Here is a 16,048-nt window from a genome sequence, read left to right on the forward strand (position 1 = left end):
TTTGGCCGTCAAACCTTGTTTTCGGGGGAATACCTAAAGATACAAAAAAGCCAACTAATTCGCAATAATTTGTGTATGAATTAGTTGGCTAATTTTGTAATATTTAATGAATGTCCCTAATTAATTAATAAATAAAGAGAAATAATACAATCGAAAACAGGGGGATAATAAGGGAAAAAAACAAAAGAGAGAAAGGGGTTATCACACTGTTATCTTTTTGCAAAATTATAAATAATTTATAAAAACAACATAGAATATATATTTTTTTTCAGAACTTTCTTTATATTTGTTGCAAATTTATCCAAAGAAAGTTTTAAACAGAGGGCTTTTTGTAAATAAAAAATTAACATTATTACAGCATCATTAAAAACAGAAAAGCTACAAGGAACCCCGATGTTATCCTTTAATTGGACTAATATTACAGAAAAACGAAAGCAAACAAAACTGTAAAAAAAATAAAAGGACGGCAATATACACCTGGAAAATGTCTCTTTCCGCTCCAAACTAAAAAACAGAAACATTAAGTATTAATCAAACCATTAAAAGAACAAAAATGAGAAAAGCAATTCTCTTGTTTGTGCTTTTAACACAGTTCGGAATCCCGTACCTGCTGGCACAGGGAGGATTCCGGATAACAGGACAAATCTTATCGGCGGAAGACAACCTCCCGGTAATCGGAGTATCTGTAGTTGAAAAAGGCACAGCAAACGGTGTAATTACCGATATTGACGGTAATTACAGTATCACGGTAAGCAAGTCTCCCGCCACCTTGCAGTATTCGTACGTAGGTATGAAAACAGTGGAAAAACTGTTTACGGCGGCAACCCGTTACAATGTAATTATGGAACCGAATACCGAAATGGTAGACGAAGTGGTAGTGGTAGCCTACGGCGTACGCAAGAAAGGAACCATAGCAGGTTCCGTATCTACCGTAAAAGCGGAAAAGATGGAAAATGTACCGGCAGCCGGGTTCGACCAGGCTTTGCAGGGACAGACTCCGGGCCTGTCGGTCATCTCCAACTCGGGAGAACCCAGCAAGGCAGCCGTATTCCAAATCCGTGGTACAAACTCCATCAATTCGGGCACATCACCGCTGTTTATCCTGGACGGCGTGCCCATTGCCAGCTCGGACTTCAACGCCATCAGCCCGGGCGACATCGAATCGATTTCCGTACTGAAAGATGCTTCCTCAACCTCCATCTACGGCGCACGCGCCGCCAACGGCGTAGTGGTAATCACCACCAAACGCGGCCTCTCCATAGACAAAGCCAAGGTTACGCTACGCGCGCAATACGGCTTCTCCCAACTGGCATCCGACGGCAAATGGACCATGATGAACACCCCCGAACGCATACAGTTCGAGAAAGAAATAGGCCTGGACACCGGGCAGGACTACGAACTGCTCTCACGCACCAACGTCAACTGGCTGAAAGAGATTTTCAACGACCGCGCACCGTTGCAGAACTACGAACTCTCCGTGAACCGCGCCACCGAACGACTGAACTACTACGTTTCGGGCGGATTCTACGACCAGGACGGTATTGCCCAGAACTCTTCCTTCCGCCGTTACAACATGCGTGCCAATGCCGAAGTGAAAGCCAGCAACTGGCTGAAGATAGGCACAAGCACGATGTCTGCCTACGAGGAAGTGCAACAGGCGGAAGAGGGAGACATGGCGATTTATACGCCGATAGCCGGCTCGCGCTTCATGCTCCCCTACTGGAGCCCGTACAACAAAGACGGTTCGCTGGCATCCGAGAACAACGGCACATGGACGGGTACGGGACAGAACCCCATCGAATGGATGGCAAACAACCCGGTAAGCTACAAGAAATACAAAGTACTCTCCACCGTATTCGCAGACATCACCCCGATACAGAACCTGACCGTACGCATACAGTTCGGCGCGGACTACTCGCACTCCACCACTTTCATGCAGTCGTTCCCAAGCTACGTCATCAACAACGAACAGGGTACCGCCGGACGCAACTCGGCGGATGTGCTGAAGCTGAGCGAGACGGCCACCGCCAACTATCGCTGGGCACTGAACGACGACCACTCTTTCAACTTCATGCTGGGGCAAGAGGCCATGGACTACCAGTCCAGCGGTTTCCAAGTGGTAACGAAAGGACAGTCCAACGACTTCCTTACGAACATCAGCTCCGGTACGCGCGCCTCTTCCTGGGACGACACCACCAGTGCATACTCCTACCTCTCGTTCTTCCTTCGCGGCGAATATAACTACAAGGACCTGTATTACGGCGAAATGGCCGTACGTACCGACGCCTCCTCGCGTTTCGGCAAAGACCACCGCTGGGGTATGTTCTGGTCGCTCGGCCTTATGTGGAACATCAAGAACGAACCGTTCCTGAAAGACATCGAATGGCTGACGGGAGCACAAATCGCACTCAGCACCGGTACATCGGGCAACTCGGAAATACCCTACTACGACCACCTGGCACTCGTTTCCGGCGGTCCGAAGTATAACGACGAAGCCGGTATCTACCCCAAACAGAGTGGCAACGAAGAGCTGAGCTGGGAACAGACCTGGTCCAACAACATCGGGCTGCGCCTGGGCTTCTTCAACCGCGTCAACCTCGACATCGACTTCTATCACAAGAAAACCACCGACATGCTGATGTCCGTACCCGAAAGCTATGCCATCACCGGCGAGGGCTACCGCTGGGACAATATCGGAGCGATGGTGAACCGGGGCGTGGAAGTGTCGGTCAACAGCGACATCATACGCACCAAAGATTTCACCTGGAACCTCAACGCCAACGTGTCCTACAACAAGAACAAGCTGGTGGAACTGTACAACGGCGTGCAGGAGTACGTAAACTCCACCACCGGACTGAAATTCGTCGTGGGACATCCCGTACACGAATATTTCCTGAACCGCTACGCCGGCGTGAACCCCGCCAACGGCGATGCCCTGTGGTATACCAAGGACGGCGAACTGACCACCGAATTTAACGAAGGCGACAAGGTGATGACCGGAAAGACGTTCGACGCCCCGTGGGCGGGCGGCTTCGGCACGACTTTCGCATGGAAGGGGCTTTCGCTGTCGGCACAGTTCAGTTGGATGGCCGACCGCTGGGTGATGAACAACGACCGCTTCTTTGAAGAGAGCAACGGACTGTACAGCACCTATAACCAGTCGCGCCGCCTGCTGTACGACCGCTGGAAGAAACCGGGCGACATCACCGACATCCCCCGCTACGGCGTGACGGCGCAACTGGACGACCGCTTCCTGGAGAACTCCTCGTTCCTGCGCCTCAAGAACCTGACACTGGCATACGCACTGCCGCAACCGCTGCTGAAGAAGACCAATTTCTTCACCTCGGCACGCGTGTACCTGCAAGGACAGAACCTGCTGACCTTTACAGGATTCACCGGACTCGACCCCGAAATGTCGAGCAACATCTACCGGGCACAGTACCCGGCTTCGCGCCAGTTTACGCTGGGCATCGAAGTTTCATTCTAAACCTATCAAGCAAAAGAAAAATGATTAAGAAATTCAAACTATACATCATACTGATTGCCATGGCAGTGTCGTCCGCTTCCTGTCTGGACAAGATGCCGGAGGACGGGATTCCTTTCGACAAGTCACTGCAAACGGTATCCGACATAAACCTCGCGGTTATCGGTATCTATGATGCTTTCAGGAGCAATTACCTCTACTCGGGCAACCTGACACTGCTGCCCGACATACAGACCGACCTGGTGTACGGAGTGAACGGCAACACCAACATCTACGGCGACATCTGGCGCTGGAAAGAAATCAAACCCACCAATACCGACATCGAAGCCGTGTACGGTGCGTTGTACGAAGTGATAAACCGCTGCAACTTCATGCTCGACCGTGCGGACGCCGTACGGAAAAAGACCACCGACGACAAAGACCTCGACAAGCTGGACCAATGTTGCGGAGAAGCTTACTTTGCCCGCGCACTTGCCTACTCGGAACTGGTGAAACTTTTCTGCAAGGCATACGAAAGCGACGAGGACGCCGCCGGCCAGTTGGGAGTTATCCTGAGCCAACACTATCTGGGCGACGAAACCATGAGGCGCGCTTCGCTGAAAGACTCCTACCAATTTATCCTCGACGACCTCGACCGTGCGGCAGAGCTGCTGGAACTTGAGGAAGACTTCAATACCGATACGCAGGGAACACTGTACGACAGCATCTACTTCAACGAATATACGGTGCATGCCCTCCGCGCCCGCGTACTTCTCTATATGAAGCGGTGGGACGAGGCCATCAAGTATGCCACCAAAGTCATAGACAGCGGTTACTACTACCTGTCGAGCTGCACACAGGCAGCCACTTCGAGCGCAAGCTACTACAAATACATGTGGACCAACGACTTCTCCACCGAAGCCATCTGGAAAGTGGGCTTTACCATCAATTCCTACGGCGGCGCGCTGGGACAGGTATTCGCCAACTACGACTACAGCAGCGTACGTCCCGACTATGTACCGGCAGAATGGGTCATCAACCTGTACGACCTGAACGACCTGCGTGTCTCCACTTACTTCCAGAGCTTCACCACCGGATACAGCCACGGACTTACCTGGCCGCTGCTGATTAAATATTTCGGCAACGAATCGTTCGTCAATTACAACATCCTCCACGTCAGCATGCCGAAAGTACTCCGCCTGTCGGAACAGTACCTTATCCGTGCAGAGGCGTATGTACAGCAGGAACATCCCGACTACGGCAAGGCGGGAAGCGACATATCCGTGCTCCGTACGGCACGCTATGCCTCGTACGGAGGTTCCACCGCCATGAACAAGGAAAATGCAATGGATGTCATCGAACAGGAACGCGTAAAGGAACTCTATATGGAAGGCTTCCGCCTGCACGACCTGAAACGCTGGCACAAAGGATTTGAACGCAAGTCCCAGGACCAGTCGCTGTCCAACGGCAGCAGCCTGAAAGTGGAAAAAGACGACCCGCTGTTCGTATGGCCCATACCCCAGCACGAACTGGACGCGCCCGGCTCGGAAATAGAACCTAATGAAAGTAACAAATAAGCCCAAAGATTTATGATAATGAAGAAACTATTAACCGGATGTATGGTAGCCCTCGCCATCTTGGTGGCTCTGACAGGACTTGCCGGATGCGACCAGGACAAGGTGCTGTACAACGGACGCAACTACCTGATGTTCTCCGACACGCTTTACCACTATGCCGTACAGGAGAGCAACGAGAAGTTCGAAGTCCCCGTATCCGCCACCCGGCGGGCCGACTATGACCGCACGTTCGCCGTAGAAGTGGTGGACAAGGAAAGCAATGCCGTGGAAGGAAAACACTACAGACTTCTTTCCAACACCGTAACCATCAAAGCGGGTGAAGTGGCCGCCAATGTCGAAATAGAAGGTGTATATGAGAATATCGGAATCAACGATTCGCTCGGATTCGCCCTGCGGCTGATTATCCCCGATGTGGAGCAATGGCACAAATACGGCACGGAAACCAAAGTGGTGATGCAGAAGGCATGCCCGTTCGACATCCATACCTTTACCGGATACTGCAAGGTTACCTCGACATTTTTCAACACCTATATGGAGAATACGACCCTGCGCCTGATTACTTCCGAAATCGTGGAAGGAGAAGAGAACACGATTGTGCTGCACGGACTGTACTTCGACGGATACGACACCAAGCTGAAATTCAACAACGAGGATATACTTGACCCAAGCATCGAAATGGAAGAGCATGTCTGCGGCAACACCGCCGAACTGTTCAATACCATACACGGCAACGGCAAGCTGGTCATGACACAACCCTCAAACGCCCCCGCCTACTTCAACACCTGCGAGAAGTTTATCTTCCACTACGTCAGCATCCGTGTAGATAACAAGGACGGTTCGCTTGTGGGCGTGGTGGATACCCCCGCCAACATCATCGAGTGGATTAGCGAAGCGGAAGCCGAGAAACTGAAAGAACAAGGATATTAACCCCATAACCATCATACAATTATGAAAATAGCAGAACTGAAAAGTATGAGCCGTATCATGGCATTGGCCATGATGATTATCGCAACATTCACCGCATGCTCGGATGACGACGGCGAAGGAAACAAGCCCATTGTATTCCCCGGACTGAAAAACATAAACTGTGCCGCCGGTGAAACAGCCGAAATATCTTTTGAGACAACCGCCGACTGGGAGCTGTCCAGCAGTGCCGGATGGTGCAAGTTCCAGAACGGCGAATTCCTGGAAAGCCTCATCTATGGAAAGGCAGGAAAGCAGACCGTGACCATCGCAACATCAGCCGACGGACAGAGCCACAACGAAGACGCCGTGGCTGAAATCACCCTGAAGATTGGCAACGAATCGCAAATCATCTATAAGGTGACACGTGCCAGAAAAGAGTATGCCGACCTCATCGTCAGCGACGAAGCCGGTAATGTATACGACAAGACCCATCCGCTGACAATCAAGGGCAACACAGCCTCCTCGCCCGTTTATACCGTTATCAAGGCAGAGGCGGAAAGCGGTGTAAAGATAGGCTTCACCAATCCGGAATGGCTGAGCTATACCATCGATGAAAAGGCGGGAACCTACCAGTTCACCTTCAATACCGAGAACACAAGCGGACTGAACCCCAAGTATCCGATTGCCGCAGGTACTTATACCCTGACTTTCGTTACAGAAGATGCCGCCACAGCCCAAACGGACAAGGTGCGCAAGGTGGAGATACCCGTCGTGTACGAAGGATTGCAACGGGATGCCATCGCCATCAGCCCCACCTATCTCAATGCAGTAGCAAGCGTATCCGGCGAGGAATTATCAGACGACAACGGAATCGTAGAGAATATGCAATCGACCATTACAGCGTACAATGATGAATTCCAACCTGTAATATTCGCTGCTACGAAAAGTATCAATGACGACGGAGAGGTAGAGTTTGCCTATGATTTCAGCAGTACGGTAAGCTGGCTGCATGCCGTTACAGGAACAGGCAACAATAAGGACAAGGTTACGGTTACTGTCGACCCCAACAGTAATACCGAAGAAAGAACTGCCACCGTCATGGTATTCCCCAAAGCCGTTTATGATGAAATAAAAAGCAACTGGGCAGGCCACCTCATCGACGAAAACTCGGGAGACATCAAGGTAAGCTATGCAAACAACATCATGACCAGTATTACACAGGAAGCCTGGCAGGAACAGGGTGAAAGAATCAGATTCCAGGCATTGTTTATGTATGCGTACGATTACGACCAGACCGGCTTCAGAAACATAAAGGATTTCTTTGAAGGTGCTTTCGTCAAATTCGAAGACTTAAAGAATTCGACCGATGTCAGTTCATATAATGTAACCGACAACAATGTATGGAAAGCCTCAGTTCCCAAAAGCCTGCTCAAAAAGTTCGATGAAATGGGAGAACCGGGATACGGTCCGGGCAAACTGATATTCGAAGCCGTTGATGCCGCTACCGACCAGGAAATAACGGAGAAAGCCTCTTATGAGAATATTTCGTCCGAGAAAATGGCAGGACAGGCCTGGTCTCAGGATGCGCTCAAATTAGTACGTATCAACGGAATAGGCATCTCCTTTGACAATACCAGCTACGAAACGTACGGCAACGACTACCAACTGGTGGTTAAGGACGAAGAAGGTACAACCCTTGCGCTCTGTATCGTAGAAGTGTACGACGATACGCAAGAGTAAACAAACTTCTAACGGAATACGTACAGGCAATCACTGTAACTCAAACTACAGAAAAGAAAAAATAAATGAATTCACAGAAAATTATAAAAGGAAAACTGTTTCTTGCAGTACTTGTCACCATGCTATGCGGCATGGTGGCAGGCGGATGCTCCGACGACAAGGATGAACTGGAAGGCAAGCAATACGGCTACGTACAGTTCAAGCTCTACAAGTCATCGTCCTATACACAAGAAGAGAAAACCCGGACGGATGCGGTGTCTACCCGCGCCTCCGGGCTGGACAAGCTGATTGATGCCCAAAAGGTGGAAATCGAAATGCAGCACAACGGCATGAGCATCACCCAGACGCTCGTTCTGAACGCCTATAACGAAAACAATGCCGAATACGGCATGCGAAGTGAAAAGCTGAAACTGCTGACAGGAAGTTACAAAATCATAGGCTATAAGCTGTTCGACAAGCTGGATGAAGTCATTACCGGCATATCAACCGGCGAGAACGAGACCTTCGAAGTCGTTTCACGCGGGCTGACCACCAAAGACCTCGTTACAGACTCGCAGACACGCGGAACGGTAACTTTCAAGCTGGTAAAGGACGGACTTGCCACACGTGCCGCCGGAGACCCGGACATCGATTACCTGTTCAGCGACATAAAGATTATCGATGTAACGGTGACCAATACATTTACACGCGTACCCGTCACCATCAAAAATCTGAAGGTTTCTTATAAGGAAGAATACGAGGAACACCCGAATCCGGACTACACCGATGACAGCAACCAACACAAGGACAAATATAAAGATATAGGAACCGCCAAATGCGATTCTGTCGTATGGCTGCCTGCCGGAACTTACCAGGTGACCTCTTATACTATCTATAAAAAGAGCGGCATTGCAGTTACCACCCTCGATTCCAGAAGCCAGCTTGCAGGAGAGATGTTCAGCATCGAGGACAACAAGCAGACGGACGATGCTATCGTTCCCATCCAGTTGTCGCCGACAGCAGCTTACATCAAAGATTACATTGCACTGAAAGCCATCTGGGAAGCGCTCGACGGAAAAAACTGGAGTTATAACGGCGAAACAAATCCCGCCGGGACAACCTGGAATTTCAACAAAGAAATAGATATGTGGGGCAACCAGCCGGGTGTGTCGCTGGATAACAAAGGACGCGTCATCAGCCTCTCGCTCGAAGGGTTCGGAGCCAAAGGCAGAGTACCGGACGCCATCGGCCAGTTGACGGAACTAAGGGTACTGTCTCTCGGTTCGCACAACGAAAAGCTGGGCGGCAGACTGTTCGGTACCGGTGGAATAACTCCGGATATGAGCGACGCGCAAAAACAGAAGATGCGTATGCACTACAAGGAACTGTTTCTTGACTATGACCCCAGAGAGAACCTGTCGGAACTCCTGCAGGACGGTATCAACCGCGACCCGCAACTGCCCGATATAAAGAAGAGCAGCCGCATTGATATGAAAGATGTACAGATAGGGCAAACGACCAATAAAATTACTTTCATTTCAAAAGCCGTCATGCGGTTGAAGAACCTGCAACAGTTCTACATAGCCAATTCGCCTATCAAGGCAGAGGATATTTGCAAGGAGTGGGAAAATGCCAATTCCGAATATGCCCGGTCGTACGAAGCAGAAAGCGGTTCATGGCTCTGGAGAAATCTTACGGAACTGACGGACATGGAGCTTTACAACTGTCCGAACCTCACGAGGCTGCCCGACTTCCTGTTCGAGCTGCCCGAAATTCAGTTGCTGAACATTGCCAATAACAAAGGTATCGACGGGCTGAACGGAGCAAAAGACGGAACGGGTAACCAACTGACCGCCGACTGGGAAAAATTAGCAAATGCTCCCGTAGGCGCCAAGCTCCAGATTCTCTACCTCAGCAACAACAACCTGACGAAATTCCCACCGCACGCATCGCTGAACAAGATGAGGAAGCTGGGACTGCTCGACTGTATCAATAACAACCTGACAGGGAAACTGGAAGCCTTCGGCAAGGAGGTAGAACTCACCACCCTGACTTTGAACAACAACCGGATTACCGAAATCCCGGAAAACTTCTGCGGGTTCACCGACCAGGTGGAGGATTTGAGTTTTGCACACAACCTGATAGAATACATCCCCAATATTTTCGATGCGGAATCTATCTACACAATGGGTTCTGTGGACTTCTCATACAACCGGATAGGAAAGAATGACGGGAAAAACATCAATTGTGATTTGGATGACTTCAAGGGGATTAATGCCGCTACGATAAGTCTATCGAACAACCTGATAAAGAACTTCCCTACGGAATTGTTTGCCAAAGGGTCGCCTATCTCTACCATCGACCTGAGCAACAACCTGATGACAGAGATACCGGAGAACTCTCTGAAATCTTCTGAAGGCAACTATAAGAACACGCATCTGCTGACCGTTATCGACCTGCGCTTCAACAAGCTGACAAAGCTCTCGGACGATTTCAGGGCAACCACGTTGCCTTACTTGAAAAATATGGATATCAGCTACAACTGCTTCTCGAAATTTCCGACAGCCCCGCTGAACAGCAGCCAGTTGCAAGCCATCGGCATCCGTCACCAGCGCGATGCCAACGGCAACCGCATCCTGCGCGAATGGCCGACCGGAATTACGACCTGTCCGAGCCTGATTCAGTTACAGATAGGTGCAAACGACATCCGTAAAGTCAATGAGACATTAACCTCGCAACTGTATATCCTGGATATCAAAGACAATCCGAACATCAGCATCGATGTAACAAGCGTATGCTCGCAAATCAGGGCAGGCAGGTATAAACTGATATATGACAAGACTCAGGATATACGCGGCTGTGATGCATTAGACATTAAACGATAAACCCAATAAAGATTCTATCAATGAAATATGTATATAAAATAATACCGGGAGTGATTCTTTTCATGGGACTGGCAGGTGCATGTAAAGACGATGATAGCACAAGTATCCCCGGTGGCATTGCAGTGGATAAGGAAGAAATAACAATCGGTCCGGAAGGTGGAACCGAGCAGATTGCCGTTACCTCTTACAGCAACTGGGTTGCCGGAGCATCCAAACCATGGATTTTCGTATCACCGGCCAACGGTTCCAGTTCGGCGGAGTGCCAGCTTGCCATCGACTCTACCTTGGAGAACACGGCACGCACCTCACAAATCCGTTTCGCCTTGGAAGGACAGGAAGCCAAGCTGATTACCGTTACCCAATTCGGCTTCGGCAAGCAAATCATAGTCAAAGAACCGGATGTGAAAATAGAAAGTTCGGCAGCCTACGACAAGCGCCTTTTCGAGGCAGTCATATCGAGCAATGTCAACTTCCTGATAGACAAGGAGAACATTGAGTACTCCTTTGCCGAAGCGGAAACAATGACCGATGAGGACAAAGTGGAATTCGAGGCAGACAAGACCGGCTGGATTACACCCCCCAAAGACACGGAACTGAAACTGAACCTCGACCGGAAAGCACGTCCGCGTACCGTCAAAGCCAAATTCCGCTGGGAAATGAATACGACTCCCTACACCCGGATAGCCAAAATACGTTTTGTTCCGCAAAACCCGGGAGAAGACCAGCTGGTGGACGACAACGGCAACCCTATCGAAGCGTTCATCCTGACAGTAACCCAAAAGGCAGCGCCCAAAATCGAGGATAACCGTTCGGGCGACTCGTTGGCCATTATCACCATTAACGAGAAAATTCAGAGTATGATATCGTTCGATACGAGCGAGAACATGCAGAACTGGGATTATGTAACCTTATGGGAAGCTACCGACAAGGATATACCCGAAGGAGCGGTGGGACGTGTACGTTCCGTTAAATTCTCCCTGTTCAACCTGCAGGAAGGCGAAATATTGCCTAAAGAAGTACGTTATCTCAAGTACCTGGAATCCTTCGAAATCCAAAGTAATTCCAACAACCAGACACGTATCGTTTCGCTGGGCGAGGAAATCTGTGAACTGAAATACCTGAAATCGCTGACTGTATTTGCCTATGGTATGGAGAAACTGCCCGACAACTTCATTAAGTTGGGAGGCAAGGTAGACAAAAGTTATCGGGGACTGGAGAAGCTGGACCTGTCGGGCAATAATTTCCCGTCGCTGGCTGCCATTACCGAAGTAGTAAACGAAGAAAACTTCCCGGAACTTTATGCCTTCAACCTGACCGGATGCCGCCGGAGCGACTCTTATTCCGACCTGAGCCAAGGTTCTTCTTATAACGGAAGACCCCTCGGACTGCATATCGACATCACTTCAGGAGCAGAGAAAGAAGCATTCCTGAAATTGCTTACCTGGGACAAATTGAGAAGCCTGCGGCTCTCCTACAATTTTATAGAAGGACAGCTTCCTACGGACGATGAGGTGGATACCGCACTCCAAAAAGCCGGTAAACCGACCCGCTATCAGGACGATGACTTTTCTAATAATAAGGACGACTATAAGGACAAACTGGTAGGCGACACCTGTATCTGGCTGAAAACCGGTGACAATACCGTTGTATTTACCGAAACCGGTGGCAACGCCCTGTCGGTAACCGGAAAGGACGTTCCGCGCGTACTGCCGAAAGCACGTTCCTTCTCCATCAACCTGAACTTCCTGACCGGTCCGTTGCCCAAATGGATTCTATTCCACCCATACTTTGCAGAATGGGGGCCGGAAATACTGCTTTTCAACCAGCAGGAGAACGGTAAGAACTCTGCAGGAGCCAAAGTGGGATTCAACAATATCGATGCTATAAAATTCAACTTCGAATATTACTACGGCAAAGAAAAATCTGTTGACGCCAAAGTAAACGGAGTAGCCTACCCGTGGTACTACCAGCGTTATGTGTCAACATCCAACTAAGCTCCGGACAGGTACTTATTAACCAGATAATTAAAAAAAGACAATGAAGAAAAAATTCTTATACAACGCACTCATCATCCTGGCGCTGACTGCTTGTACGGAGCAGGATATTATCGAACAGCCGTCCACCCCGAACGGGGGGACGGAAGTCCGGCTTCCCGCCGATGTCAACTCGGGTGAACTGTTAATCAAGTTCAAACCCGAAATGACCGATATCCTCGACCGGACAATGACCCGTGCAACAGGAAGCGGCGGAGCGATGACCCGCTCAGGCATCCCCTCGACCGATGAAGTGCTGGAGATTTTAGGCGGATACCATTTCGAACGTATTTTCCCGATAGACAGCAAGAACGAAGAACGTACCCGCATAGCCGGCCTGCATCTGTGGTATCAGGTAAAATTCGATGAAGATACCGACTTGCAGGAAGCGGCAAAACGCCTTTCCGCACTGGGAGAAATCTCAAAAGTTCAGGGAAACCAGCGTATCAAGCGTGCCTATGATGTTAAAAACCGCCGCAGCTATATCAGCCAGTCCGCCCTGCAACAGCGGGCTGCCACCCGTAGCGGAGTACCGGCTGGAAGATTTTCGGACCCCGGACTTCCCTACCAATGGCATTACATCAACTCCGGTCAAAACGCTTTCGACAAGCAGAACAACGCAGGCGAAATCATCGCCGGGTCGTCTGCCGGATGCGATACCGGTTGCTATGAGGCATGGCAGAAATGCACAGGCGATCCGTCCGTTATCGTTGCCGTACTGGACGACGGCGTGATGTACACGCATCCCGACCTGGCAGACAATATATGGGTGAACGAGGGCGAAGAGCTCCGTGCCGGGACAGATGCCGACGGCAACGGATATAAGGACGATAAATACGGCTATAACTTCGTAACCAATACAGCGAACATTTCGTGGACAGACGTGGAGGATATAGGCCATGGAACACATGTATCCGGTACGATTGCCGCCATGAACAACGGAGAAGGAGTCTGCGGCATAGCCGGAGGAGACGGAACGAAGAACTCGGGTGTAAAGATTATGATTTGCCAGGTCTTTTCCGGCAACAACAGTGTAAGCCTGAACGGAGAAGCCAAAGCCATTAAGTATGCTGCCGACAACGGAGCTGTTATCCTGCAATGCAGCTGGGGTTACAACTCTGCCGAAGCGAATGAGGTGGAAGGATACACTCCCGGACCCGCCACAGAAAAAGAATGGGCCGATACTTATCCGCTGGAAAAAGAAATTCTGGACTACTTCATCAACAATGCAGGCTCTCCGAACGGAGTAATAGACGGCGGCATCGCCGTGTTTGCATCGGGCAACGAATATGCGGGAGCCTCCGGTTTTCCGGGAGCTTACTCCAAATGCGTCACGGTAAGTGCGGTTGCCGCAGACTTTACGCCTTCTTCTTATACCAACTTCGGTACGGAAGTAGATGTATGTGCCCCGGGAGGCGATACGGAGTATTATAATGCCATAGGACAGGAAGATGATGAGTTTTGGGAAAACAATGAGGTTTCCGGCTCCATTCTTTCTACCATGATTCGGAACGGAAGTCCGGCCTATGGTTATATGGACGGTACTTCAATGGCATGCCCGCATGTATCGGGTGTGGCTGCATTGGGTTTGTCGTATGCCGTGAAACAGCGCCGTCATTTCAAGGCAAGTGAATTCGTGGCATTGTTGAAAGAGTCTGTAAAACCGGTTGATAATTGGTACAGCAACGGTAAAAAGAAAACATATTACCGTAACCACAACTCGCCCGCCGCCACTCCTGCCGTCATGGATTTATCGAAATACATCGGCAAAATGGGTACGGGAATGGTAGATGCAGGAATATTGCTGAGCAATATCGAAGGAAGCGGTTCGGATATGAAAGTGCCGAATGTGTACGTTGCCGAAGGAGGCACATCGACCGTAAACCTTGCCTACTACTTTGTAAACGGTGAAAAGCTGACCTATACCTGTACATCGGACGATGCCGCCGTGGCAACGGTTACCGTCAGCAACAACCTGATGGAAGTAACCGGCGTAAAAACCGGCGCCACACACATCACAGTGAAGGTAAGCGATGGAAGCGCACAGACAATCACCGTCACCGTACGCCAAAATGCCGGCGGCAACGGCTGGATGTAATTTAATGTAATTGATTAATGAAACTAATTACTTGGATAGTGTTATTGATATTTGCCCGTGTCCCTTGGCTGCAAAAAGCCGACTCGCTGATAAACCCGCCACTGATGCAGCAGGCGGAATCCATACTGCGTTTCGACAAAAGCACACTGGAGATCGGAACGCTGACCGAGGATGATGCTCCGCAGGCCTGCCGCTTTACGGGCAGGAACATAAGCAAGGAAGCCGTTACCGTCACCAAGGTACGGACCACCTGCGGATGTACGGCAGCGGAACTGCCTGCCGGAGAGATACTGCCGGGAGAAACCGCTACGATTGTACTGACTTTCCATCCGAAGAATCATCCCGGAACGATAGATACGGATGCATTCGTCTATCTGTCCTGCTCGGAAAAGCATCCCGTGGCACGCCTTACCCTGACCGGGAATGTTCTTCCCGGAGCAGATGAATGGGCACGCTACCCGTATGCAATGGGCAGACTGAGACTGAAACAGAACCGGATGGAATTTCAGGAAGTGATGCCCGGAAAGCGACCTTCCGAACGGATTCTATGCGGAAACAGCGGAGACAAGCCGCTGCGCCTGTCGGCACTTGTCATCCCGAAGTTCGCAACTTTCCGGACAGAGCCGGAAGTGATACAACCGGGCAGTGAAGCCGACATCGTGGTAACGGTAGACGCCTCACTGATTCCGGCCGGAAAGGAAAAGACATTCACATTCCCGATTATCATCGAAGGAGTGGATGCCCGGCCTTCGGACCGGACCCTGAATATAAAAGTAAACTATACCAAGTAACGATAAAAAAACAAGAAACCCGATATGAAGAATATTTTCAAACTAACGGCTTTGGCAGTCTTTCTGTGCTGCCTTGTGTCCTGCGATGACGATGAGCCGATAATACCGACCCTGGAAGTGACTCCCGCCAACCTGAACGGTACGTGGGAACTTTCCGAATGGAACGGAACTCCGCTGGCGGAAGGTACATACTGCTATATAACCTTCAACCGCAAGGAACAGACTTTTGAAATGTACCAGAAGTTCGACAGCATGTACGCCCGCTACATCACCGGAAGTTTCAGTATCAAAAACGACCCTTATCTGGGCGCCGTCATCAGCGGAGAGTATGATTTCGGCAACGGTGAATGGAACAACAAATACATCGTAACCGACTTACTGGAAAGCGGTTCGATGATATGGACGGCGAAAGACAACGAGAACGATGTAAACAAATACATACGTTGCGAGAAAGTACCGGAAAACATTATTGCGGAAGCAAAAGTGGACAAGGGCGAGTAAAGCAGATTTTTCAGTTTTTTTTTCATAAATTTTCACTCTAACAATTATTTGTGGGGAGTCTGTGAGGATTCCCCA

9 protein-coding genes are annotated in these 16,048 nt (G+C 50.0%); all 9 read left to right on the top strand.

Going from position 1 to position 16,048, the window contains the following annotated elements; translation table 11 throughout:
- Positions 1-553: 553 nt before the first annotated feature.
- The 9 genes from H8S52_RS15355 (at position 554) to H8S52_RS15395 (ending at position 15,973) form a co-directional block, all read left to right on the top strand.
- The gene (locus H8S52_RS15355) at positions 554-3,487 is read left to right on the top strand and encodes a TonB-dependent receptor (protein WP_186910167.1); all 2,934 of its coding nucleotides are present in this window, start codon (positions 554-556) and stop codon (positions 3,485-3,487) included.
- A gap of 20 nt (positions 3,488-3,507) precedes the next feature.
- On the top strand, positions 3,508-5,040 hold the full coding sequence (locus H8S52_RS15360) for a RagB/SusD family nutrient uptake outer membrane protein (protein WP_117954923.1): 1,533 nt from the start codon (positions 3,508-3,510) through the stop codon (positions 5,038-5,040).
- 18 nt (positions 5,041-5,058) lie between these two features.
- Entirely contained in the window at positions 5,059-5,967 is a 909-nt protein-coding gene (locus H8S52_RS15365) for a DUF4984 domain-containing protein (RefSeq protein WP_255470095.1), read from the top strand.
- Positions 5,968-5,988: 21 nt separating this feature from the next.
- A complete protein-coding gene (locus tag H8S52_RS15370; RefSeq protein WP_186910169.1) occupies positions 5,989-7,686 on the top strand; it encodes a BACON domain-containing protein in 1,698 nt (565 codons plus the stop codon).
- A 65-nt stretch (positions 7,687-7,751) separates the two neighbouring features.
- A complete protein-coding gene (locus tag H8S52_RS15375) occupies positions 7,752-10,550 on the top strand; it encodes a DUF4458 domain-containing protein (RefSeq protein WP_186910170.1) in 2,799 nt (932 codons plus the stop codon).
- A 20-nt stretch (positions 10,551-10,570) separates the two neighbouring features.
- On the top strand, positions 10,571-12,544 hold the full coding sequence (locus tag H8S52_RS15380; protein WP_186910171.1) for a BACON domain-containing protein: 1,974 nt from the start codon (positions 10,571-10,573) through the stop codon (positions 12,542-12,544).
- Between the two features lie 43 nt (positions 12,545-12,587).
- Positions 12,588-14,681 (top strand): subtilase family N-terminal domain-containing protein, encoded by a 2,094-nt coding sequence (locus tag H8S52_RS15385; RefSeq protein ID WP_186910172.1) that lies wholly within the window; start codon positions 12,588-12,590, stop codon positions 14,679-14,681.
- A gap of 17 nt (positions 14,682-14,698) precedes the next feature.
- Positions 14,699-15,472 (top strand): DUF1573 domain-containing protein, encoded by a 774-nt coding sequence (locus H8S52_RS15390; RefSeq protein ID WP_186910173.1) that lies wholly within the window; start codon positions 14,699-14,701, stop codon positions 15,470-15,472.
- A 24-nt stretch (positions 15,473-15,496) separates the two neighbouring features.
- A complete protein-coding gene (locus H8S52_RS15395) occupies positions 15,497-15,973 on the top strand; it encodes a lipocalin family protein (protein ID WP_117857688.1) in 477 nt (158 codons plus the stop codon).
- Positions 15,974-16,048: the final 75 nt, after the last annotated feature.

Origin of the sequence: Bacteroides sp. NSJ-48 (assembly GCF_014287405.1) — a bacterium.
In the GTDB taxonomy this organism is placed as follows: domain Bacteria; phylum Bacteroidota; class Bacteroidia; order Bacteroidales; family Bacteroidaceae; genus Bacteroides; species Bacteroides stercoris.

Bases quoted from the DNA above. Each gene is read 5' to 3' on its own strand.
- H8S52_RS15395 (WP_117857688.1), top strand. From the start codon at position 15,497: ATGAAGAATATTTTCAAACTAACGGCTTTGGCAGTCTTTCTGTGCTGC.
- H8S52_RS15370 (WP_186910169.1), top strand. From the start codon at position 5,989: ATGAAAATAGCAGAACTGAAAAGTATGAGCCGTATCATGGCATTGGCC.
- H8S52_RS15355 (WP_186910167.1), top strand. From the start codon at position 554: ATGAGAAAAGCAATTCTCTTGTTTGTGCTTTTAACACAGTTCGGAATC.
- H8S52_RS15385 (WP_186910172.1), top strand. From the start codon at position 12,588: ATGAAGAAAAAATTCTTATACAACGCACTCATCATCCTGGCGCTGACT.
- H8S52_RS15380 (WP_186910171.1), top strand. From the start codon at position 10,571: ATGAAATATGTATATAAAATAATACCGGGAGTGATTCTTTTCATGGGA.
- H8S52_RS15390 (WP_186910173.1), top strand. From the start codon at position 14,699: ATGAAACTAATTACTTGGATAGTGTTATTGATATTTGCCCGTGTCCCT.
- H8S52_RS15360 (WP_117954923.1), top strand. From the start codon at position 3,508: ATGATTAAGAAATTCAAACTATACATCATACTGATTGCCATGGCAGTG.
- H8S52_RS15365 (WP_255470095.1), top strand. From the start codon at position 5,059: ATGAAGAAACTATTAACCGGATGTATGGTAGCCCTCGCCATCTTGGTG.
- H8S52_RS15375 (WP_186910170.1), top strand. From the start codon at position 7,752: ATGAATTCACAGAAAATTATAAAAGGAAAACTGTTTCTTGCAGTACTT.